At 46.8% G+C, this 23,062-nt stretch carries 19 protein-coding genes and 1 pseudogene; 18 read left to right on the forward strand and 2 right to left on the reverse strand.

What is annotated here, in order from left to right; all coding sequences use genetic code 11:
• Positions 1-72 precede the first annotated feature (72 nt).
• From WH45_RS08655 to WH45_RS08680, 5 genes and pseudogenes are all read left to right on the forward strand, one after another.
• On the forward strand, positions 73-294 hold the full coding sequence (locus WH45_RS08655; RefSeq protein ID WP_046213994.1) for a hypothetical protein: 222 nt from the start codon (positions 73-75) through the stop codon (positions 292-294).
• A 121-nt stretch (positions 295-415) separates the two neighbouring features.
• A pseudogene (locus WH45_RS23120) lies at positions 416-1,178 on the forward strand (IS5 family transposase).
• Between the two features lie 315 nt (positions 1,179-1,493).
• The gene (locus tag WH45_RS08670) at positions 1,494-2,303 is read left to right on the forward strand and encodes a hypothetical protein (RefSeq protein ID WP_046213996.1); all 810 of its coding nucleotides are present in this window, start codon (positions 1,494-1,496) and stop codon (positions 2,301-2,303) included.
• A 35-nt stretch (positions 2,304-2,338) separates the two neighbouring features.
• Entirely contained in the window at positions 2,339-2,836 is a 498-nt protein-coding gene (locus WH45_RS08675; protein WP_046213997.1) for a hypothetical protein, read from the forward strand.
• Between the two features lie 153 nt (positions 2,837-2,989).
• Complete coding sequence (locus WH45_RS08680; protein WP_046213998.1) at positions 2,990-3,808, forward strand: hypothetical protein; 819 nt, start codon at positions 2,990-2,992, stop codon at positions 3,806-3,808.
• A gap of 745 nt (positions 3,809-4,553) precedes the next feature.
• On the opposite strand, the gene WH45_RS22790 is transcribed toward WH45_RS08680, so the two are convergent.
• Together WH45_RS22790 and WH45_RS08695 are read right to left on the reverse strand one after the other, a co-directional pair.
• The gene (locus WH45_RS22790) at positions 4,554-5,612 is read right to left on the reverse strand and encodes a glycine-rich domain-containing protein (RefSeq protein WP_052723689.1); all 1,059 of its coding nucleotides are present in this window, start codon (positions 5,610-5,612) and stop codon (positions 4,554-4,556) included.
• A gap of 175 nt (positions 5,613-5,787) precedes the next feature.
• Entirely contained in the window at positions 5,788-6,978 is a 1,191-nt protein-coding gene (locus WH45_RS08695) for a M20 family metallopeptidase (protein WP_046213999.1), read from the reverse strand.
• Positions 6,979-7,292: 314 nt separating this feature from the next.
• Here WH45_RS08695 and WH45_RS08700 point away from each other — a divergent pair, with 314 nt between their 5' ends.
• The 13 genes from WH45_RS08700 (at position 7,293) to WH45_RS08760 (ending at position 22,982) form a co-directional block, all read left to right on the forward strand.
• Positions 7,293-8,750 carry an ABC transporter substrate-binding protein/permease gene (locus WH45_RS08700; protein ID WP_407668020.1) on the forward strand — a complete coding sequence of 486 codons (1,458 nt, stop codon included), beginning with the start codon at positions 7,293-7,295 and terminating at the stop codon, positions 8,748-8,750.
• The gene (locus tag WH45_RS08705; protein WP_046214000.1) at positions 8,737-9,459 is read left to right on the forward strand and encodes an amino acid ABC transporter ATP-binding protein; all 723 of its coding nucleotides are present in this window, start codon (positions 8,737-8,739) and stop codon (positions 9,457-9,459) included. The genes WH45_RS08700 and WH45_RS08705 overlap by 14 nt, the downstream gene beginning before the upstream one ends.
• Positions 9,460-9,973: 514 nt before the next feature.
• Positions 9,974-11,002: an NADH:flavin oxidoreductase/NADH oxidase gene (locus WH45_RS08710; RefSeq protein ID WP_046214001.1), complete on the forward strand. Its 1,029-nt coding sequence runs from the start codon at positions 9,974-9,976 to the stop codon at positions 11,000-11,002.
• Between the two features lie 290 nt (positions 11,003-11,292).
• Positions 11,293-12,981: a copper amine oxidase N-terminal domain-containing protein gene (locus WH45_RS08715; RefSeq protein ID WP_046214002.1), complete on the forward strand. Its 1,689-nt coding sequence runs from the start codon at positions 11,293-11,295 to the stop codon at positions 12,979-12,981.
• Between the two features lie 314 nt (positions 12,982-13,295).
• Complete coding sequence (locus WH45_RS08720; RefSeq protein ID WP_046214003.1) at positions 13,296-13,967, forward strand: PspA/IM30 family protein; 672 nt, start codon at positions 13,296-13,298, stop codon at positions 13,965-13,967.
• A gap of 187 nt (positions 13,968-14,154) precedes the next feature.
• Positions 14,155-14,559 carry a DUF350 domain-containing protein gene (locus WH45_RS08725; RefSeq protein ID WP_046214570.1) on the forward strand — a complete coding sequence of 135 codons (405 nt, stop codon included), beginning with the start codon at positions 14,155-14,157 and terminating at the stop codon, positions 14,557-14,559.
• Positions 14,560-14,603: 44 nt separating this feature from the next.
• Positions 14,604-15,119 (forward strand): DUF4178 domain-containing protein, encoded by a 516-nt coding sequence (locus WH45_RS08730; protein WP_046214004.1) that lies wholly within the window; start codon positions 14,604-14,606, stop codon positions 15,117-15,119.
• A 12-nt stretch (positions 15,120-15,131) separates the two neighbouring features.
• Positions 15,132-15,905 (forward strand): DUF4247 domain-containing protein, encoded by a 774-nt coding sequence (locus WH45_RS08735; RefSeq protein WP_046214005.1) that lies wholly within the window; start codon positions 15,132-15,134, stop codon positions 15,903-15,905.
• A gap of 303 nt (positions 15,906-16,208) precedes the next feature.
• On the forward strand, positions 16,209-17,522 hold the full coding sequence (locus WH45_RS08740; RefSeq protein ID WP_082096632.1) for an extracellular solute-binding protein: 1,314 nt from the start codon (positions 16,209-16,211) through the stop codon (positions 17,520-17,522).
• A gap of 45 nt (positions 17,523-17,567) precedes the next feature.
• Positions 17,568-18,446, forward strand: coding sequence for a carbohydrate ABC transporter permease (locus WH45_RS08745; protein ID WP_046214007.1), 879 nt, complete (start codon positions 17,568-17,570; stop codon positions 18,444-18,446).
• Positions 18,447-18,530: 84 nt separating this feature from the next.
• On the forward strand, positions 18,531-19,409 hold the full coding sequence (locus WH45_RS08750; RefSeq protein ID WP_052723690.1) for a carbohydrate ABC transporter permease: 879 nt from the start codon (positions 18,531-18,533) through the stop codon (positions 19,407-19,409).
• 110 nt (positions 19,410-19,519) lie between these two features.
• Positions 19,520-21,322: a cache domain-containing sensor histidine kinase gene (locus tag WH45_RS08755; protein ID WP_046214008.1), complete on the forward strand. Its 1,803-nt coding sequence runs from the start codon at positions 19,520-19,522 to the stop codon at positions 21,320-21,322.
• On the forward strand, positions 21,300-22,982 hold the full coding sequence (locus tag WH45_RS08760; protein ID WP_046214009.1) for a helix-turn-helix domain-containing protein: 1,683 nt from the start codon (positions 21,300-21,302) through the stop codon (positions 22,980-22,982). The genes WH45_RS08755 and WH45_RS08760 overlap by 23 nt, the downstream gene beginning before the upstream one ends.
• Positions 22,983-23,062: the final 80 nt, after the last annotated feature.

Consider the following 23,062-nt stretch of genomic DNA (forward strand, 5'->3'; position numbering starts at 1 on the left):
TGTGCATGTATGGACATATGGGAAAGATGGGAAGCCCACTGGTCGCCCACCAGTTAAATAGGAGGATAAATTTTGGATTATAATGAATTTGTTGAACGAGTTGGATGGGGTGAAGAATTTTTTTTCTACTATAAAAATGAAAAATACTGGATTAGTAGAAATGAACATGGGTTGTATTTGACAAGAGAAAGAGATAGTTATTACCAGGCATTTAAGTCTTCTCAGGATTTATTCCTAAATGGCACAATCGATGGAAAACCAATAAAAGATTTGTGGAATTTAATTGAATTTTAATAGATTGAACCTTGAATGGCGGAATGTCTTTCAAGGTTCTTTTTTGTGATGTTATCTAGGAAGTGTCTGAAAACTAGAATAATTTGTGGTAGGCTTAAAGAAAAGGATTGGAGCGATCCTCATGATTCAAAGACGATATGAGTTGAGCGATGAACAATGGGAGCAAATTAAGGATCTATTTCCTTCTTATCGTACAGGACGTCCCCCTCAACTTTCCTCGCGTACTGCTCTCAATGCGATCCTTTGGATCGCCCGCAGTGGCGCTGCTTGGCGCGATTTACCTGCGGAGAGGTATGGCTCATGGAAAACGGTATACAGCCGTTTTTGTATCTGGCGAGATACCGAACTTTTAGCCTCTATTTTTCAAAAGCTTCATATTGAACCCGACTTTGAAAATATAAGTATCGATTCGACTTCAGTGAAAGCCCACCAGCACAGTGCAGGGGCTAAAAAAAAGCGAACGGACACGAGGTCAACCAACATATTGGAGTAAGCCGTGGAGGAAAAACGACTAAAATTCATACCCTTGTTGACGGCTTGGGAAACCCCCTTGCTTTTTTGCTGACGGGAGGACAAGTCTATGATTCCGTACCCGCCATGGAGCTATTTCAAGCTATCGAGATTGCCGGAAGCCGAATTCTAGGCGACAAAGCCTATGGCTCTGAAGATTTTCGAAAATGGTTGATCACGAAGCAGGCTTCTTTTGTGATTCCACCGAAAGCCAACTGCCTCCGTCCTTGGAAAGTCGATTGGCATCTGTACAAGGAGCGCCACTTGGTGGAATGTTAAAGCATTTTCGCCGTGTGGCCACGCGCTATGACAAATTAGCAAAGTCGTTCTTAACTTTTATTTATGCGGCTTCCATTTTCAAACTCACTCAGTAATTAGTTTTTAGACACATCCTAAATAAAGCGATTAGAGTCGGGATTAATTTGAATAGATTTTTTGAAGAAAGCCTATGCTTACCGCAATAATATGTATAATAGTAATCCAAAGGAATTGAATATAAAGGATTACTGCTTTACATATAATATTCTTTTTCGATTAGAATTATTAACAAGTAATCAATTATATTGTACACCGCTATGATTTCAATGCAATTTATCGTTTATTACCTATAATGCTGGAGATAATGATAGTTACTGGGATAGTACGTCTGATAATAAAGAGATGAAATAATACAAACAGGAGTAAAATGAATGGATAAAAATATAGAGTTTTCATTATTTATTCTTACGCTAAAAAATTTTCAAAATAAAAATTTTGCTGAAAAAGCTTTGGAGTTAATGAGTAATACAGAAGAGTTTTCACCAAAAATTTTTGATCGCTACAAACCTTTAAAAAAAGAATTCAAACTGGAAAATATGAAGGAAATGTTAGATATATGGATGAATGAAGAGGCGAACAAAGAAGGTTTAAAAGATGAGATTGCAACAGGTATATTTACAGCAGCCGGTGATAAAAGATATAAAGTATCTTACTTTATATCTTGGAAAAAAATTCAGTATGCGCATTTTAATCTCTTTGTAATGAGTGCGAATGCTGTTCAATTAATTGAAAATAATCTTTTAAATGATTTTATGAACAAAGCAAGTGAATTTATTGATCTTTTTGAACCGACATATGGATATATGGGTTTTGAAAGAAATAATGGACTATACCCTATTGATTTGCAAGTCAGACTTCCAGAATTAGAATGGATTACACTTTTGGGGAAAAATTATATCGATTTATTTGGTAGAGAAAAATTATTATCTACCCCATGTTACAAAATCCATGAATTTAATAAGAATATTATTGGTATCCAGTTGACAGAATCTATAGATGATATGCCCTCTCAAGAAATTATGTCTGCTGTTAAACGTCATCTTGGTGTGCAGGCGTTTGTAGAGGCAGGAAGAAACATCTATCGTCATAAGCCAGGATTGGTGCCTCAATTTGATTTTACAGAAATCATGTTTGATTCAGAAAAACCATTAAAATATCCTCAGATTCATAGAAGAAAATAAAAAATTAAATCTGGATTCACATTGAAAGGGAGAATATGGAAAATTTCGAAATGATTTTAGAAGATTTTAACAAAGATCAATTAGATAATTTGATTTTTAGAGAGTTGGGTTTAAATAAACTGGCAGTAAAATCATCGCATTTTTTTGATAAAGAGAGTAATAAAGATATTGAATTTTATCAAGTTCGAAGTTTTCAAGACTTACTTTCTCCGTTTGGAACAGGGAATATACTTCTTTATAGTATAGAACTAGGATATGAAGTGCATGATGTAATTATGATATTTTCTTTTGATGAAATTTTAGGAGATATTACATTTAATTTTTCGGAAAAAGAATTATATAAGGGTGAAAAGTCAGAAATAAGCATTAGAATAACAAAAATGCTGCATTTTCTTATTAATTTAAAAAGTAAATTTAATATTCCCAAAATTAAAATCGGTTTTGAGCCCGCATATGATAAAGCTAATTGTTTAGTGGAGATTGCTAAAGATGAAATTGATGTTAAAAATATAATGAAAATTCTCTTGCAATAATACGTTGAACCTCAGAAATATATTTCTATCTTTGAGGTTTTTTAAATTTGGAATCATTCTTAATATTAGCGAAGAGGGATCTGACTAAACTGTGTTTAAAAACTTATTCAGGAATGCACAAAGCGGGAGCATAATTATAATATAGGAGGAAAAATGATAAATACACATACTTCTGTCAGTCTATTTTTAATAACATTAAAAAACTTTCAAAATAGGAATTTAGCAGTTGAGATACTTGAGCTTATGAAGCTGTTTCCAGAATTTACACCAGCTTTTTATGATGAAAGTGAACCAGTTAAAAAAATCTTTGATTGGAAAGACATTGATACTATGATTGATACTTGGATGAATGAAGAGCAAAATAGTCTGGCAGTCAATGAAGGTTACGCCTTAAGGACTTTTCTGGCAGAGAGAAAACAAAAATGTAAAACCAGTTTTCAAGTATCATGGGGTAAAAGTCAATATGCACATTTTAACTTGTTTGCGATCGATGTTAATGCTACTCAGGTTTCTAACAAAGAATACTGGTCAAAATTTATGGAATTATGCACTAGATATATAAGAATTATTGAACCTGTCTATGGAAAAATTGAGTTAGTTACTGACTTTGAATCAGGTCCCATTGATTTAGAGATAAGATATCCAGAGCTTCAATGGATGAATATTTTTGGTGAACCGTATATCAACTTGTTTGGAAGAGAACATCTGCTTGCTACTCCATGTCATCAAGTTCACCAAATTTCCGATTCTATAATTGGTCTTCAACTCACTGAATCTGTCGTAGATGAGATAACAGATACTCTACGCAAGCAAATCAAGCAGCACCTAGGAGAAGAAGCATTCGTTATTCAAGGTATTAAAAATATGCGACGTTATAAACCGGGCAAAGTGCCAGTATTTGATTATACCAATGTGCTAAGTAATCCTTCCAAACCAGTTAAGATTCGTACGCCGTTCAATCGCTATCATTGACGTTGTCTTTAAATTGCATAGAGAAATAAATCAAGCCAACTTTTAATTCATTGAGCTTAAAAATCACAAAATCCATGTTCTGGAGAGAATGGAAGTGATATTTATGCTTATTAGTTGTACGAGTATTGAAGGTTATTTAAGGTTGGGAAATTCTATACTGTCTATGGCATTATCTTATATCAACAAGGAATTAAATATTTGATATATAATGATTATAGTATGACAAGTTGGTATCCGGCAGAAATATTCAAGGTTATCAATAATTCAGTTCCTTCAGAGTGGTATTATCAGTTCTACGGCTATGTAGAGTTCGGTATAACTGCTATTTGGGGTTATAAAGAACTTCTTTTTAATGATAGACATTATAACGGTTTATGTGAACAAGATCCGATTGAGATACAAGTTTTCCTAAAAAGAAAAAATGAAATTGATAATCAATGTTAAATTAATTTGAACTTTGATGAGTCTAGTGCCTTTTAAGGTTCTTTTTTGTGATGTTGTCCAGTGTAGAATAAACTCGTCATTGAACCAATCAAAAGAATAAAAATTGTATTGCTTCTATGGAATGAGTTTCGCTATCTTTTTATATGAGCCTAATGTCCAAATTTTTAATTGAACAATGCTATTACCCTATACTAAACAGGTCAATTATCATGGTTTAATACGATAATTGACCTATTTTTGTTATCTTCATTTCCTGAAAGTTTTCTGAATAAAAAAATAATACATACAACACCAGCAGCGGCTATTCACCGCCGCCTCCACCACAGGAACTTCCACCACTGCTGCAGGAGCTGCCCCCGCTGCACGAACTTCCCGAAGAGTGATCATGCCCATGATGCCCGTACGTATCATTCGTTGCTGAATACCCGGTACCGCAGGAAGATCCGGAGTTGTTATGCTGCTGCTGTACTTCTGGTGGAAGATGAGAATTCATCATGGAGCTGAAATTCCATGGATTGTCATGGGAGTAATAGACTGCAGCAGCACTCGCCGTACCAAGTCCATAGCTATCCGTATAGGTCGGCAGATAGGCACTGTCACTGCTGCTGTCCCGGTGTGAACGATCCGTGCGCGAACGGGGCGGTCTACGATCCAGTACTGCTTGACTATGCGTACGGAACTGCTGAACCAGATAATCAATCCCATCACGGGCTTCCGGGATATTCGTATAGGCAGCCCCATTGAAAAGGGAATATTTGGCCTGATGTGAATTAAACGCCAGCAGATTATTCATCATATCCTTATCCAGCGGATACTGGAAAAATCCTCCCCACACATAGGCATTCCCGCGTGTGATCGGGAACAGCTCTCCATATGCCCAGTCGAACAAAGCCCGCTGATCCGGCTGGAACAGTGATCCTCCATGCGGAGAATGGTGAAGCATATATCCGTAAAAGCGGTCACAGAACTGCTGGTACTCTCTAGTGAACATCAGCATCTCATGCCAGATATCATCTACTCTGGAACTGAACATCGGCATCTGGCGAAACAATGCACACATCAACAGGTAGCGCTTCATCTCGATCCAGCGCCAGGCCCACTCCTCTTCACTCAGCTCAGGATGTTCGGTTAATACACGCTGCCGAAGCTGATGCTCATAATCGGATGGCAGCGATTGCTCCAGTCTACGGGCAAGCGGCTCGCAGGGATGACCTTCGGGAACGATATGCACCGGAGGTAATCCAACCTTTCGAAAAAAGCGCTCATTGACTCTGCCTGTACGGCCGGCAGCCCGGTTATTTCTCGAACGTACAAACAGAATGACCAGCACAGCCAGCAGCAAAAAGAATAGTATTGTCATATGCAAACCTCCAGTCTTGATGCACTCTTACCATCCTATGGAACAGACGGAGAGTGGCAGGGACAGATCGGCGTTCATTAGCGTGTGACAGTTACAATGCAGTTACAAGATAAAGTAATTTGTGCAAAGCAGGATATCTTACTTTGATCACTATTAGTTTATTATACGACGCCCACTATACTGAAGCAGTTACTTTGGACTCAAATTCCGCCCGGATGCGTGCCAACAGTTCGGGCTGGGTGATCACGTCAAATGCGGTCTCGGCGAGCAGGGTGGCGGCGAATACCATCGCTTCCAGCGCCTGCGGCTCTTGGGCTTTGTCGCGGAAGCCGATACTGTGCAACTCATGCTTCTCATTCGTGATCTGCACATACGGATGAATCGCCGGACAGCGTACCGATACATTGCCCAGATCCAGTGAACCTGCATCTTTGCCGGAATGGATATCTTCCCGGCGGATTCCATGATTAAGCAGATTGTGAGTAAATGTCTCGGATAGTGCCTGGTTGGTCACCAGCTCATCATAGGAATACTCATAGTTGGAGATTTCCAGACGGCATCCGGTCTGCATGGCTGCGCCCTGGGCGACCTGCTTGACCCTTTCCACCAGTTCATTCGTATAGCTGCGGCTGCCGGAACGGATATAGAACTGGGCAGAAGCATAATCCGGAATCACATTGGCTGCGACGCCGCCATGATTGATAATACCGTGGATGCGTGTATCGCTGCGTGTCTGCTGGCGCATCGCATTGATGCCGTTAAACAGCTGCAAAATGGCATCCAGTGCATTGATACCATGCTGCGGACTGGCTGCGGCATGCGCGGATTTGCCGAAGTATTCAAATTGCAGCGCATCCATCGCCAGCGATATTCCCGATTCTTCGTACGCATAATAAGGATGGGCCATCATGGCAAAGTCACAGTCATCGAACAGACCGGCCGCTGCCATCGGTACTTTGGCACCGCGCGTTTCTTCGGCGGGTGTGCCATAGACACGTATCGTACCGCCGATCTCGTCGATAACCGACTTGAGACCAATCGCTGCGCCTGCGCTCATCATGCAGATGAGATGGTGGCCGCAGGCATGACCGATCTCGGGCAGTGCATCATATTCACACATAAAGGCAGCGACCGGGCCAGGCTTGGCAGACGTATACGTAGCAATAAATGCGGTCTCGATTCCGAGGATGGGAGCTTCGATCCGGAATCCGTGCGACTCCAGTTCCTGCTTGAGCCGGGCGGAAGCTTTGTATTCTTCATTCCCGAGTTCGGGATTCTGCCCAATATAGGTGGAGACGGCTTTGAAAGCTTCGGCGTGCTGCTGGATATGCTCGCTGATTCTGGGTTTGAGTTGGGTAGGGTTCATGGATGTATACTCCTTTTATGTATAATGGTATAGCTTGCACCAACAAGGGTCATCCGTCAAATGGCAGGAGAACCGACTCGGGGGCATCATTCATTATACCGGATCAATATGCCATGTTGGCTATAATCTGAGTATAGCATGCAGCCAACCTATATATGAAACCGTTATCTTATGAATATGAATGTAATGTACATAAAATGATTGAATAATCATACAATTTCATTTATAATAACCCGGTTGAGTGATATGCGAGTAAGGCATAAAATACACTTGGAAACACCAAATTAATTTGACAGAGTAAAGGAGATAGAAGGTTGAAAGCACTAAAACCATGGTTTGCATGCTGCCTGAGCATGCTCATGTTGTTCTTTACAGTGATTCCGCTGGCTTCTGCGGCACAGGACAACCAGAACGTAATCACGGTCGGTCTGAGCGCAGACTTTCCGCCATACGAATTTCACAAAAATATAGATGGCAAGGACCAGATTGTCGGGTCGGATGTAGAGATTGCCAAGCGGATCGCTGCGGATATGGGAGCTACCTTGCAAATTCAGGACATTCCATTTGACAGTCTGCTGCCGGCACTGGACAGCGGCCGGATCGATATGATCATCTCCGGTATGACGCCGACAGAAGAACGTCGTCAAAATGTCGATTTTTCCGAATCGTATTACATTTCCCGCCAGGTCATCATGACCCGTGTGGAAGACAAGGATAAATATACATCTGTAGACAGCCTGCAGGGCGCGTCGATCGGTGTACAGAAAGGCTCGATCCAGGAAGGCATTGCCAAGGATATCAAAGGTGCCAAACTGACTTCGGTAGACCGCATCGCGGACATCGTATTGTCTCTGGAGTCCGGTCGTGTGGATGCTGCCGTTATGGAAGGACCTGTCGCTGAAGGACAGGTAGCCAACCATTCGGATCTGGCAATTACATCTGCTACCATTCCTGATAGTGATACCGAGATGGCAATTGCCGTGAAAAAAGGCAATGTCGAGCTGCTCGGTCATATCAATGGTACGCTCGCCCAGTTGAAGCAGGGCGATCAGGTGAAAAAGTTCGTTCAGGACGCAACCGCACTGAACTCCGGTGAACAGCAAAAGTCCAACAATATTTTCACTATCTTCTGGGATTACCGTCAGTACTATGCCAAAGGGATTCAGTACACCCTGCTGCTGTCTGCAGCCGGAGTATTGTTCGGCTTCCTGATCGGTCTGGTCATTTCCCTGTTCCGCCTGTCGAATATGGGAGTGCTGCGCTGGATCGCAGTGACTTATACAGAGATTCTGCGCGGTACACCGATGCTCGTACAGCTGTTAATTATCCACTATGGTATCGCCCAGACGTTTCATATTGAATTTACCGTACTGGAATCGGGTATTATTACTCTATCCATTAACAGCTCGGCCTATCTGGCGGAGATTTTCCGTGCCGGTATTCAGGGTGTGGATCGTGGGCAGATGGAGGCGGCACGTTCACTCGGAATGTCCCACGGGATGACGATGCGCAGCATCATTATTCCACAGGCGGTCAAAAGTGTACTCCCTGCTATCGGTAATGAATTTGTCGTTATTATTAAGGAGTCGTCGATTGTCTCCTTTATCGGGGTCGCCGATCTGATGTTCCAGGCGCAGGCCGTACGAAGCATTACCTATTCGGCGCTCAACCCGCTGCTGATCGCGGCAGCCATTTACTTTATCATGACGTTTGTGCTTTCCAAGCTGCTTGGAATGCTGGAAAGGAGATGGAGTGTAAGTGATAAACGTTAAAGGACTCAAAAAGTCATTTGGTAAAAATGAAGTGCTGACCGGAATCGATGTCGATATCGCTAAAGGTGAGGTAGTCGTGGTCATTGGACCGAGCGGCTCGGGCAAAAGTACATTCCTGCGCTGCCTGAATCTGCTGGAGCAGCCTACCGCCGGGGAGATTTATTTCGAAGATGAGTTGATCACCCAGCGTAAATATGATATCGATAATGCCCGCAAAAAGATGGGTATGGTGTTCCAGCATTTTAATCTGTTTCCGCACAAAACGATCCTGCAGAATCTGACGCTCGCTCCCATCAAGGTCAAAAAGACCAGCCCGGCAGAAGCGGAAAAGATCGCCATGGAACTGCTGCACACGGTAGGTCTGGAAGACAAACGAGATACGTATCCAAACCAGCTGTCCGGCGGACAAAAGCAGCGTATCGCGATTGCGCGTGCGCTGGCGATGCAGCCGCATGTGATGCTGTTCGATGAGCCGACTTCGGCGCTCGATCCCGAGATGGTCGGGGAAGTGCTGGAAGTTATGCAGAAGCTCGCTCATGAGGGCATGACGATGGTGATCGTGACGCATGAGATGGGCTTTGCCCGTGAAGTGGGCGATCGCATCATCTTTATGGACGGCGGCCAGATCGTGGAACAGGGACCTCCGGAGCAGGTATTTGGCGCTCCGAGTCACCCGCGTACCCAGGATTTCCTGAGCAAAGTACTATAACATGCAAATCATATGCCGGTGCGCTCGTATAGAGCAGCCCGGCATATATTATTTTTGCATCCAATAGGCAGAGCATAATATATGAAATAACAGGTGATAGGTCAAAGCAAATAGTGGTGAATTGCCCAGATATACAGCAGAGCATATGATCTCCGGTCGAATAATAACTACTGGAGGTCATATGCTTTTTTGTATACTTTGAGACAAACAGACAGATGAATGGATGAGCAAAAGCATATCAGGTAAGCATCAAGTTATTGCTTTTCTATATAAGAGTGCATATTTCCCTGCATAAATGAATAAGCGATAGAACAATTCATTTTCTGTCTTTTAGCATATTCATAAATGAGTACAGTGCCCGGCAGATGGGTACAGAAGAGAGGGGATAATATTCATTCTGCTGTGTGTCGGATAACTTTTCCTGTGAAAATTTTGTTATATTTCGTAATATGCTATATAATCATAACTGTTGATTTAGTTGCATAACATATATCTTCTATTGGAGGAATTGATGATGGCCAAATTATTTACCCCGTACAAACTCAAAAACCTGGAGCTTAAAAATCGTGTCGTCATGCCGCCGATGTGTCAGTATTCTGTAGATACCAAGGATGGCATGCCGAATGATTGGCACCATGTTCATTATATTAGCCGCGCTGTTGGCGGCACCGGTCTGATCATTGTGGAAATGACAGCCGTACACCCGGATGGACGCATTACCGATCAGGATACCGGCATCTGGGATGATCGCTTCATTCCGGCTTACCGCCAGATTGTAGACGCTGTACACAGCTATGGAACCAAAATTGGTATCCAGCTCGGTCATGCCGGCCGCAAAGCAGAAGATGCCAATCCTCCGGTAGCTCCATCCGCCGTACGTTACGATGGTGAAGGTTACAAAGAGCCGCGTGCACTGACAACGGCCGAAGTGGAAGAGATGATCATCGCTTACCGTGAAGGGGCGCGTCGCGCGGTCGAAGCAGGCTTTGATACGGTAGAGATTCACGGTGCCCACGGTTACCTGATCCATCAGTTCCATTCGCCGCTCGTCAATCAGCGCGAAGATGAATACGGTCAGGATCTGCCGCTGTTCGGTGAGCGGGTCGTTCAGGCGGTGCGTGAAGTTGTACCTGCAGACATGCCGGTCATTATGCGCGTCTCTGCCCGTGAATACGTGGATGGCGGCTATGATGTGGACTATATTACCGAAGTCTGCCGCCGCTATCGTGATGCCGGTGTAGATATTATGCACGTGTCCTCCGGTGGTGAAGGCCCTGTAGGTTCCGGCGGTATGAAGGTAGGCCCCGGTTATCAGGTGGAACTGGCCGCCCAGCTTAAGCAGGCGCTGGATATGCCGGTTATCGCTGTCGGTATTCTGGATGAATACGAAGATGCCGAGCAGGTACTGGAAAAAGATCAGGCCGATCTGGTAGCAATCGGACGCGCGATGCTGCGTGACCCATACTGGGCTGTTCATGCATCCAAAGCGCTGCATGCAGAAGTGGATGTACCTGTGCAGTATCTGCGCGGATATCGTCATTAAGCAGAGAACTAAAATACAAAAGTAATAAAAGCCATTATTTTCTATCTATTAGGAAATAATGGCTTTTTTACTGCATTTGTTGACTATCGATATTCATTTTATTTTGACGGGATGGCAGATAATTTGTACCACCGCAAAGCCTGCTATTATCATAATCTTGGCTCATTTTGCAATTTGATTCAACAGGCAATGAATAAAATTTTAAAAATAAAGTGATCCAGAAATAATCTCCTCGCGTTGATAGGAGTAAGAATGGTCAACACCAATCCAACTTACAAAGGAGTTTATTTATGAAGATGAAAAGAATTATCGCACCCGTACTATCGTTATCCCTGCTCGTCCCGGCAGCAGGAGCATTCGCAGCAGACAATACATCCGCCTCAGCGATGACACCTACCGTAAGTACCAAAGCAGCTGATTTACGTGCAGGACTGGATTATCTGTTATCCGAACATTTTGCACTGGCTGTCACTGCAATGACCAAAGCGTATGAAGGCGCGCCGGATGCCAAGGAAGCCTACGATGCACTCGACCAGAATGCAGTCGATATGCAGCCTGCGATCGAATCAATCTACGGCAAACAAGCGGCTGTCGAGTTTGGACGTATTTTCCGTGCGCACAACAAATACACAGATGACCTGGTCAAAGCGACCAAAATGAACAACCAGGAAGCCGTCAAGCAGGCGGAAGCCAATGTACAGGGATTTGTCGATGAATTCGCGGAATTCCTGTCCAAAGCGACCGGCGGCAAGCTTCCCGAGCAGGCAGCCGAACAGGCTATCCGATTGCATGAAGATGAAGTACAGGATGTATTCGAGAAATATGTAGCTGGTGATTACAAGGGCGCCTATACCGAATACCGTGAAGGTCTGAATACGATGTTCACGATCAGCAAGGCATTGTCCGGCGCGATCGTATCCCAGAATCCATCCATGTTCGAAAATACAACGGTGGACACACCGGCTGCCGATCTGCGTTCCGCACTGAATCATCTGGCAGCAGAGCATTTTGCCTTGTCTGTACTGCAAATGCAAAAGCAGTATGACGGCAAAGCCGACTCCCAGGCACTGATTGATGCCGAAGCCGGCAACACGGCCGATTTCAAAGCAGCGATCGCTTCCATCTATGGCAATGCCGGAGCCGACCAGTTTGAGAAAATCTGGGTAACCAACCACATCAAAGCCCAGAGCGATTATGTCGATGCTCTCAAAAAAGGCGACAAGCCCGCACTGGATATGGTGAAAAGTCGTATTACCGATTTCACCAAGGAATTCGCCGCTTTCCTCGGCACAGCAACAGCAAATAACCTGCCGGCGACAGCCGCTGAACAGGCATTGATGACCCATGAAGACCAGGTACAAAAAGTGATTGACAACTATGCTGCCAAAAACTATGCAGCTGCCTATCAGGCCGACCGTGAAGGCTACAAAGCGATGTTTGGCATCGGCGAAGCATTGGGTGGAGCCATCGTCAAACAGAACCCGGATAAGTTCATGGCTGCTGCTCAGCCTGCCACTCCATCAACAGCACAGCCAGCCGCTCCACAGCCATCTGCAGAGCAGCCGCAGGCTTCCATGCCAGCCGCTTCGGACAGCAGCATGATGACTATCTGGATGAAGCTGAACAGCAGTTCCCTGAAGATCAATAACAAAACAACGATGATGGATACCGAACCGATGGTAATGAACGGTACAACGTATATTCCGCTGCGTTACCTGGGCGAAGGCATCGGTGCCAAAGTAAGCTGGAACAAATCAGCTAACGAAGTTACCGTAATGGCCGGTTCCGATACGATGAAATTCTGGATCGACAAAGACACCGTTGTAGTCAATGGCAAAAATATGAAGCTGTCCGCAAATGCCATGGTAAACAAAGATGGCAGAACCCTCGTTCCGCTGCGCTCGATTACCGAGCTGCTCGGCTGGGATGTAAAATGGAACAACACCGACGGTTCCATCACGCTGACCAAATCGATGTAATCCGCGGCCACACCTGTTACAATTCCATAATTGATATTGGCCCTGCCGCTTCGTCGGTGGGGCTTTTTGCATATAAAATTTACTGTTTTGACAAGGAAGATGCATAGCAAGCTGCGTATAAAAGCCTGATATGGGTTATTGATACAATAAACGGATCAGCATCGGAGAATGAACGAACTGCTACCGCTTTGAAACCTTATGTATATTTCTTCGTAATACCTGTTAGTAACCACGCTTTCTGCAGTTATACTTGCAGCAGCGGCTATACCGTATTACGATAATTATATTATTATTCAAGTGGAGGGAACTAATTTATGTCTATTTTCAAACGTCTGCGTGATCTTACTCTGTCCAATGTATACGCCCTGATCGAGAAGGCAGAAGATCCAATCAAAATGACTGACCAGTATATTCGTGATATGGCAGCCGATCTGGAAGATGCCGAGAAGGCTGTTGCTTCCCAGATTGCGATTGAGAAGCGCTTCAAGCAGCTGTATGAAGAACAGGATGCACTGGTGAAAAAGCGTGAGGAACAGGCACATATTGCCGCCCAGAACCAGAATGTGGATCTGGCCCGCCGTGCACTGGAAGAAAAGAAAAACGCTGAAGCTAAGCGTGATGAATACAAAGCCAATTATGACCAGAATAAAGCGGCAGCCGATAACCTGCGCGGCAAGCTGGATGAAATGCGTAAACAGCTGAACGATATGAAAAACAAACGCGAAACGCTGGTTGCCCGTTACAATGCAGCCAAAGCCCAGACTGAAATTAACAAAACGATGAACGGATTCAGCGCAGATTCCGCTACTGCCGGTCTCAGCCGTATGGAAGAGAAAATGCTGCAGATGGAAGCCAGAGCGGAAGCCAGCAACGAGATGAACAACAAAGGCAAATCACTCGACGATGAGATCAATGCGCTGGGTACAAATAAAGAGGTTGAAGATGAACTGGCAGCCCTGATGAAGCAGTACGAAAATAAATCCTGATCCATTCTTTTGGGTCAGTCAGGAACTGTCTGATGTAAGAAACGAAATGCAGGATCGAAACGAAGGCAAGAACAGTACATTCAGTTCTTCCTTCGTTTTTGTTTCGTGCAAATCGGCAGTTCAGCAGAATAATAGGTGTATACGTTTCAATAATTGATGATGCTAAATCAGTGGAGGATGGCTAATGATGAGCTGGGATATTGTATTGCAGATTCTGGTATGGACAGGCGTAGGAGCAGTGGTGCTGTTTGCGCTGATGTATCTGGATTCGTTTTTTACCAAATATAAGGATATCGCCGAGATCAAAGCGGGCAATACGGCAGTAGCGATCCGACTGGCGATGAAGCTGTTTGCACAGGGATATATTCTGTCGGTATCGATCAATACGTCATGGAGCCTGTGGGAGGCGGTGCTTGTCTCCATAGTTTCCTTTGTGATTCTGCTTGTTCTGGAGCAGGTCGCCCGTCTGCTGCTCAAAAAAATAGCAGACCTGGATCTGGATGAAGGAACACGTCAGGGCATGATCGGTCACGGTCTGCTTGGCGGCGCACTGCAGCTGGTAGGCGCATTGATCATCTCGGCTTCGCTTTAAATTTAAGGATAGACATGCTGGACAAGGAAAGGAAGTAACAGGTTATGGGATTATGGAAACGAATTACGAATCTGGTCTCCAAGCCGGAGCCTCCAAAGCCGGAAAAGGGACCGCTGGATCTGCAGACAGGAGATATCTGTGAAGTCTCGCTGGTTACATATGAGGTCGTCGGAACGGCCCGTAACCGCGCACGCAATGCGGTCATGCTGACCCTGCAGGATGGAACGAATATAATGTACCTTCACGTGGAACTTCAGGAAAAACTGCGGTATTCATTGTACCAGCCGATCGATGGTGGCCTGGAGAATCCGAATGAAGTGCCTACACATATCGAGATGGATGGAACAGACTACTACATGGATGAACAGTATCATGGCAGTGTGCTGGCCAACGGACGTACACCGGTGCTGCCGGGAGTACAGAACGGCGAGCAGCATGTATGGCAGTACCAGTCGGATGACCGCAAGCTGCTGCGGATCGAGTGGCAGGGCGGGCGATTTACACTGTATGAAGGTGAATCTGTACTTAACGGGGATGTTCGTGTCATCCGTGCCAGTTAGGAGCGAAACCCAATGAAATCACGTGCATCATGGCTTGTCAAAATTATACTTGTGCTCAGCCTGGTGACTTCGCTGCTCTCCGGCTGTGGAATCGGCTCGAACAACTCCAAGCTGAATTATCCGCTGGAGTCGGTCAGCAGAGATGGCGATTCCACCTCGTACGTCTACCGGGCAGCCGGTCAAACGGTACCGATAGTGGCCGAGCAGCTTTCCGATCAGCGTACCCCGCAGAATATGTCGGTGGAAGACCCGAAGCGGATGTTTCTCGTCTATGAGAACGAGCTGATTCAGGTGCAGCAGGACCCGAACAAACCGGAAGATACGATTATTGAAGTCGATTCCAAAGAATATGTACGTCGCAACTATGACTCCAGCTTTTTGCAGGGTTATCTGACCGCAACCCTGATTAATCAGCTGTTCGGTTCGCTGGGCGGATTTGGTGGATACGGCGGGTATGGCGGTGGTCATTACCGCGGCTACGCGAGCCAAAAAGTCTATCCGCCGCAGACACAGTACAAAAAGCCGACTATGCAGGATATCCAGCAGGCGCCGCCGATGACAGTGAACAAATCGGGGTCCATTTTCAAACGGGGCAACTCGTCGACGTCCAAAAGATCCCAGTACGACAGCAATACGCCAAGCCGCGGTTCGCCCTATTCCAGCGGTACAATCAATCGTGGGGGTTCCTCGAGCCGCTCGGATGGCGGATTTTTCTCTCCGTCACGGGGCAGCGCACCCAAATCCAGTTTTGGTTCGGGCAAGATACGCAAGCGCGGGCGAAGGTAGGAAGAATGAAGTACAGAATATAAAGTACACAATACAAGGTATAAATGCTATAGCTTCGTATACAGTATAGGATTCAGTTTGTATAGGAGACTGTAAACCTGTATGAGACTGTAAAGCAGGATAAAGAAGATCAGGCCATCCGGCAGAGCACAATAAGTGCAGCCGGATGGCTTTTTTTATTGCTGACGCTAAACTTTATGTATACCCGATGATCGTCTACCCTCATACCGAACAGATTCACCTTATAAAATGATAGCGTTTCCATTAAACTGTGAATATTCCAACCATCAGAGGAGGAGCATGATGAGAAAAATCACTGCATTAATGATGTCCATTCTATTACTGGCGCTGCTGCTATCGGGCTGCGGAGGAGGAGAGGATGCACAGGGAGCCGGTACCGAAGGAGACCCGGTCTCACTGACTGTATGGCACAACTGGACCGGACAGGATGCCAAATCAATCGCCATGCGCAAGCTGCTGGATGATTTCCGTACGGCTCACCCGGAGATTGAACTGGAGGACGAGCCGCTGCCTACGGATGGTTTGAAGACCCGCCTGCGCACCGCGGCGGCCGCAGACGAGATGCCGGATCTGTTCGTCATGTGGCCGGATGCCATGACCAAGGAATTTGTCAAAGGCGATCTGATTCAGCCGATCAATGAATATCTGGACAGCAAGCCGGAATGGAAAAACAATTTTATCCCAAATGCACTGGATGGATATACGGTGAACGAGCAGATTTACTCGGTGCCGATGAATCTGGCGCCATCATCATTGCTCTTTTACAATCAGGCAATTTTTGATCAGTACAATGTTAAAGTGCCGGAGACATGGGATGAGCTGATGAAGGCAATTGATACGTTTAACCAGAACGGTGTGATTCCGATTGCACTTGGTAACAAAGCCAACTGGGTTGCCCAGTCTACCATTTTCAGTACGATTGGTGACCGGGTAACCGGAACGGACTGGTTCCTCAAGGCAGCCGAGCAAAATGGTGCATCCTTTACCGATCCGCAGTTTGTACAAGCATTAACGGTCATGCAGGATCTTGGCAAAGCGAACGCTTTTCAGAGCGGATTCGACAGTATCGATGAGACGCAGATGATGCAGCTTTATTTCCAGGGCAAAAGTGCCATGGTCATTAACGGAGGCTGGGCGCTGGCGAACCTGGTGAATAATGCCCCCGCTGAAGTGCTGGATCAGACGCATGTGACGATCCTTCCACCTCTACCTGGCGGCAAAGGCGAAGCTCAATCGACGGCAGGTGTAGTCGGCACCGGGATGGGGATGAACAAAAAGCTTGAAGGCAAGCAAAAGGAAGCGGCGCTGGAGCTGCTGTATGCCCTTTCCGGTCCCGAGGGTCAGCAAGCTACACTCGACAGTAGTACACTCGTCAGTTACAAACTGGATCTGGACAAGAGCAAAGCCCATCCGCTGTTCGTGGAGCTGTATGATCTGATCCAGAAAACGAAAATCAGTCCGGTGTATGATTCCAAGCTCAGCTCGGCAGCTGTCGAAGTAACCAACAACGGTCTGCAGGAACTGATGATGGGCGGCAGCCCGCAGGACATTGCTGCCAAGATTCAGAATGCACAGGCAGGAGCGCTGGGCAAGTAACTTTTGTCGGCAGCAGGCTCGGATTGACAGGAGAGGAGTGGTGCTATGAATGCGATGAGCAGCCGCAAGTTTATTATGTTCGGATTGGCACCGGCGCTGCTGATCTATGGTCTGTTTGTATTTGTGCCGGTCGTCTGGTCGGCGTATTACGGATTTTTTAACTGGTCCGGATTCGGGGACAAGCAGTATATCGGCCTGGCCAACTATGCGGAGATTATTCAGGATTCTACATTCTGGCGTTCGCTAAAAAACAATATCATTTTCGTGCTGGCGGCCGTGTTCGGTCAGGTGCCGATTGCGCTGGCACTGGCAGTTATTTTACACAAAAATACGTGGATGCAGCGATTTCTGCGTTCGGCGATTTTCCTGCCGATGGTCATGTCCACTGTCGTCATCGGTATGGTGTGGCAGTATATTTATCATCCGCAGATCGGGATTTTGAATTTTCTGCTGGATGCGATCGGGCTGTCCGGCTGGAAGCTGAACTGGCTGTCGGATGCAGGGATCGCGGTTTACTCACTGATTCCGCCGCTGATCTGGAGCTTTGTCGGATTGTATCTGATCATTTTCAGTTCGGCACTGCAAAATATACCGGGTGAGATTCATGATGCCGCCGAGCTGGATGGAGCGATTGGCTGGCGGCGGCTGGCGTATATCTCGCTGCCGATCATCTGGACGACTGTGCAGGTGGCGATCATTCTGTGCATCTCGGGCAGTCTGAAATCATTTGATCTGGTATATATTATGACCCGCGGAGGTCCGGCACATGCGACAGAACTGCTGGCTACCTACATGTATAATTCGACGTTTACCTCGTATCGTTATGGATATGGCAGTGCGATCTCGACGATGATTGTGCTGATCAGTCTGCTGCTGATCGGAACGAGCCAGTGGCTAACCAGCAGAAAAAGCCGGAGTTCCTGATCGATCTGCAAATCGTACAGGCAGATGGAGTGAAGTAGGCTTGTTAGCAGCAAACAGAAAACGTATCCGGAAGGAGGGCATGTGATGAATCAGACAGCGACAGCCGGTTCTCATCGCCAGGCATCGGGAATATCGATTCTGCTTGGTAGAGGAAAACATATTATTTTTTGGACGATTCTGATGGTTTATGGTATTTTTACCTTGTATCCGTTTTTCTGGCTGATTGTGAGTGCATTCAAAAGCAATGAAGACTTTTACAGCCATCCGTTTGGATTGCCGGCCCAGTGGAATGTGGCGAACTTCAGCCAGGCGTGGGAGACGGCCAAGCTGGACACCGCATTTGCCAATTCATTGATCGTATCGATCGGTTCGCTCGTATTGACTTTATTTATTGGAGCGCTGGCTTCTTTTATTCTGGCCCGCTTTCAATTCCGGCTCAAAGGCGCGGTATTTGCTTTCTTTGTCGTCGGGATGCTGATCCCGATTCACAGCACACTGGTGCCGCTGTTTATTCTGATGAAGCAGATATCGCTGTTGAATACGTACTGGGCACTCATTTTGCCGTATACGGCATTTGCCCTGCCGACAGCGATTTTCGTACTATCCGCGTACTTGATGTCTTTTCCACGCGAGATTGAGGAAGCTTCCTTTATCGATGGGACAGGGTTGTGGGGATTGTTTTTCCGGATTATTCTGCCGATGTCCCTGCCGGCGCTATCGACCGTTACCATACTGAGTTTCTTGCATGCATGGAATGACTTTTCGTTTGCGCTGGTCTTTATTAGCAAAACAAGTCTGAAAACGCTTCCGCTCAGTATCGCCAATTTCTCGGACGGTTATCAGACCGATTATGGACTGACGCTGGCAGCGATGGTACTGTCCGTACTGCCGACGATTATTTTGTACCTGGTATTTCAGGAACAGGTAATGAAAGGAATGACTGCCGGAGCGGTAAAAGGATAATGCGGCATTAAATAGGAAATCGATATATTAAATAACCGACATACCAAACAATCATCGATATACAAACTTATATACAACAGCCGAGCATCATCAGGCAGGGAGGAATCATAATGAGACGTTGGATGCAGTCATCACTACAGCGCAAGCTGTCTGTCATCATCATACTGTCCATGATTGTGCCGCTGCTGCTGCTCGGCGTTTTTGCTTTTGCGATTTCTACACATATTACAGAAGACAAAGCCCGGCTGTCAGGCATGGACACGCTGACACAGATGAATAATAATCTGGCATTTATGATTCAGGATGTGGAAAATGTATCGCTGTTCATGATCAGCCAGCGGGAAATTCAGCGTTACATGAGCAGTCCACAGGAAGACAGCTTGATCCGTAGTGAAATTATCGGACTACTTACCAATCTGGCCGCCTCCAAAAAATACATTGCCGATATTACGATCTATGCGCCGCGGCTGAACAGCACCTTATCGACATCTTCCCTGTACCATTCGGAGCTGTCTACCCAGGTGAATATCAATGAAGTGAAGCATAAGCAGTGGACAGGTGTCTACGAGGTGGAGAACGCTTCCGGTCGGCAGCCGGTCATTACGTTTATCCGCCCGCTGCGCAGCACGCATGATTATCGGCCGCTCGGCTGGCTCTCCATCAGTCTCAATGAAAAGGTACTGGCCCAGTACTGGTCGGTGCTGCCGAGAATCGGAGACGGGCAGGGACAGGTATGGCTGGTTAATGATCAGGGACATATTCTATCCACCAACGACAAGTCAAAGCTGTCGATGCCGCTGGATAACGATTATTCCGGGTTAATGCGGCAGATAGTTCGGTCCGGACATCGAGCGGACGGTTCGCTATCCTACGGGGAGGGAGAAGCGGAGCAGACCGTGATGTACCAGCATAATCGCGAGAGCGGCTGGACGCTGGTCATGATGATTCCTTCGGATCAGTATACGGCGCAGAACCGCTTCATTCTGCAGTTGACGCTTATCGTCGTGCTCGTATCAGTGCTGGTCAGTGCAGTACTGATTTGGCTCGTTGTCAGCCGCGTCGTTCAGCCTCTGCGTCATCTGACCCGGCTGCTCTATCACAGTGATCCGGCCTACCCGCTGCCGGCTTTTCCGATTGAATCACATGATGAGATTGGCAGGCTCAGCCGAAGCTATCACCGGTTCGGCGCTCATATTGCGCAGCTCAAACAGCAGCTGATCCGCAATGAAGCCCGCAAGAAAGAAGCCGATCTGCGGGCGCTGGAGGCGCAGATACATCCTCATTTCATGTATAATACGCTCTCTTCCATTCACTGGATTGCCCTGATGTCAGGGGAAAAGAAAATTGGAGCGATGGTGCAGGGACTTAGTGATTTTCTTAGGCTGAGTCTGAATCAGGGCAAAGATTACTGCTCGGTCGAGCAGGAGCTGAACCATATTCGCAACTATATGCAGGTACAGGAAATCCGCTTTCCGGATAAAGTACGGATGAGCTGGGCGGTGGACCAGCGTCTTTACAGTCATACGATGCTCAAGCTGCTGCTGCAGCCCTTGGTGGAAAATGCGCTTATCCATGGCATTCAGAAAAAGGAAGGACCGGGTACAATCACCATTCATCTGGAGCAGGAAGGCGGCTGGATCCGGTTCATGGTGCTGGACGATGGCACAGGTATAGAACCGGACCTGCTGTATCAGCTGCGTGACATGCTGAGCCGGACGATACATTCTGCAGAAGGACCCCAGCGCACCGAATCGGATGGCGGATATGGATTGCGCAATGTCAATGAACGGCTGCTGCTGCATTATGGCAAGGAAGCCTGTCTGCATATCGAGAGTCGTCCGCAGGCTGGAACCAAAGTATCATTTGCGATTCCACTGAAGGAGGGATACCGTGAGAATCTTGATTGTGGATGATGAAGTGATTATTCGTACAGGGCTGGCTTCGGTAATTCCCTGGCATGAACTGGGGCTTGAACTGCTGGAGCCCGCCGGATCGGCAGAAGAAGCATTGGAGCGTATGGTACGGGAACAGCCTCATATTCTGCTGACGGATATTCGCATGACCGGCAAGACCGGACTGGAACTGGCAGAGGAAGCGCGGATACTTTTACCGGAGCTGGAGATCATTATTTTATCCGGCTATGATGACTTTAGCTATGCCCAGCAGGCGATCCGTCAGCATGTGGCGGATTACCTGCTCAAAACAAGCCCACCGGAAGAAATTATCAAAACGGTCCTTGGGGTCAAGCGCAGTATCGAGCAGCGGCTGTCGACCCGCCATCACGAACGGGAGATTCATCAGCAGACTGCCGAGCAGCTGTTCCGCCGCTGGATTATTGAAGGAACGGATAAGCAAAATGCGGATATGGATGAAGACTGGTTCGGGCAGCTGCTGCAGCTGCATCAGGGTACAGTCCAGAGGATTCCCGATACTTCCCACCATGCCCATACGCTTCATATTCCGTATAGCTGGAGTTCGGCCGAGACGGAACGCTGGCAGATCGTTATTCTGCAGGCCGAAGGATGGGGGCAGGATACAGCCCATCATGCACTGCTGCTGTTCGCCATCCACAATATGCTGCAGGATATGCTGGGACTCCCGGCTTGTATACATCAGCAGCGCATCGTTGTACTCACCTGTATGCCGGCAGCCGGAACGGATCATTTGCATGACTGGCAAAGTATGACCCGGCGTATGGAGCATCTGCTCAAATGCAGGGTTACCGCTGCGCTGAGTCGGTCGGTACAGTTAACCACGCAGCTGCATGCATCCTATCGGGAAGCGCTGGAAGCCTGCAATTATTATCCGCTGCTGCCGGGTTCTACCGTATGGAGTTATGAACAGATTGCCGGTCGCCAGGGTGGTCAGACGGTCTGCAGCCATGAGGAAGAGCGACTGCTGGCTTCGATTCTGCTGAGAGAAGATACGATTGCGCTGAGAGGCTGGGTAGACCGCTGGATGGATCACTTGATCTATCAAGAAGAAGCTACTCCGCAGTCGGTTCAAAGTGCGCTGCAGTCCGTGCTGCTCAGTGCGAATCGCTGGCTGGAACGTGCGATGAGCAGCATGTATACCGCCGCAGCTGCCACCTCACCTGTCGAACCTGCTGGCAGTATCGTCTGGCAGTCGGGTGAATACATGAAGGAAGAACTGTTCCAGCAGCTGCACCGGATCTCGCGGTTTTATCATACCCGCTGCGGTGAAGGGCCGCGCATGCATGTGCAAAAAGCGCTGCTGTACATCGAAGAAAATCTCGGCGGAGATATCAGCCTCGCCGCCGCTGCCCGGCATGTGCATCTGCATGCCAGCCATCTGAGTGAAATTTTCAAAAAAGAGACCGGTCTCACCTACAGTGACTGGGTAGGGAAACGGAGAATGGAATATGCGGCTGAACTGCTCACCATCTCCTCGGCCAAAGTAGCTGAAATCGCCGGACAGATCGGCTATGAAGATGTAAAGTACTTTAGCAGACTGTTCAAAAAGTACAGCGGCTGTACACCAACCGAATACCGGGAACGCTGCTTGGTGCAGGTGAGCCATCCGCCGTCCGATTCCTGTTATCCGCTGTTATAGAGATTGCCGATTCACCCTGTCTATGTAATCCACCAATCTGTACAATAAATATGTAAAATAATGCAGCTTTTTCGTTAATT

It is taken from the genome of Paenibacillus wulumuqiensis (genome assembly GCF_000971965.1).
Classification (GTDB): domain Bacteria; phylum Bacillota; class Bacilli; order Paenibacillales; family Paenibacillaceae; genus Saccharibacillus; species Saccharibacillus wulumuqiensis.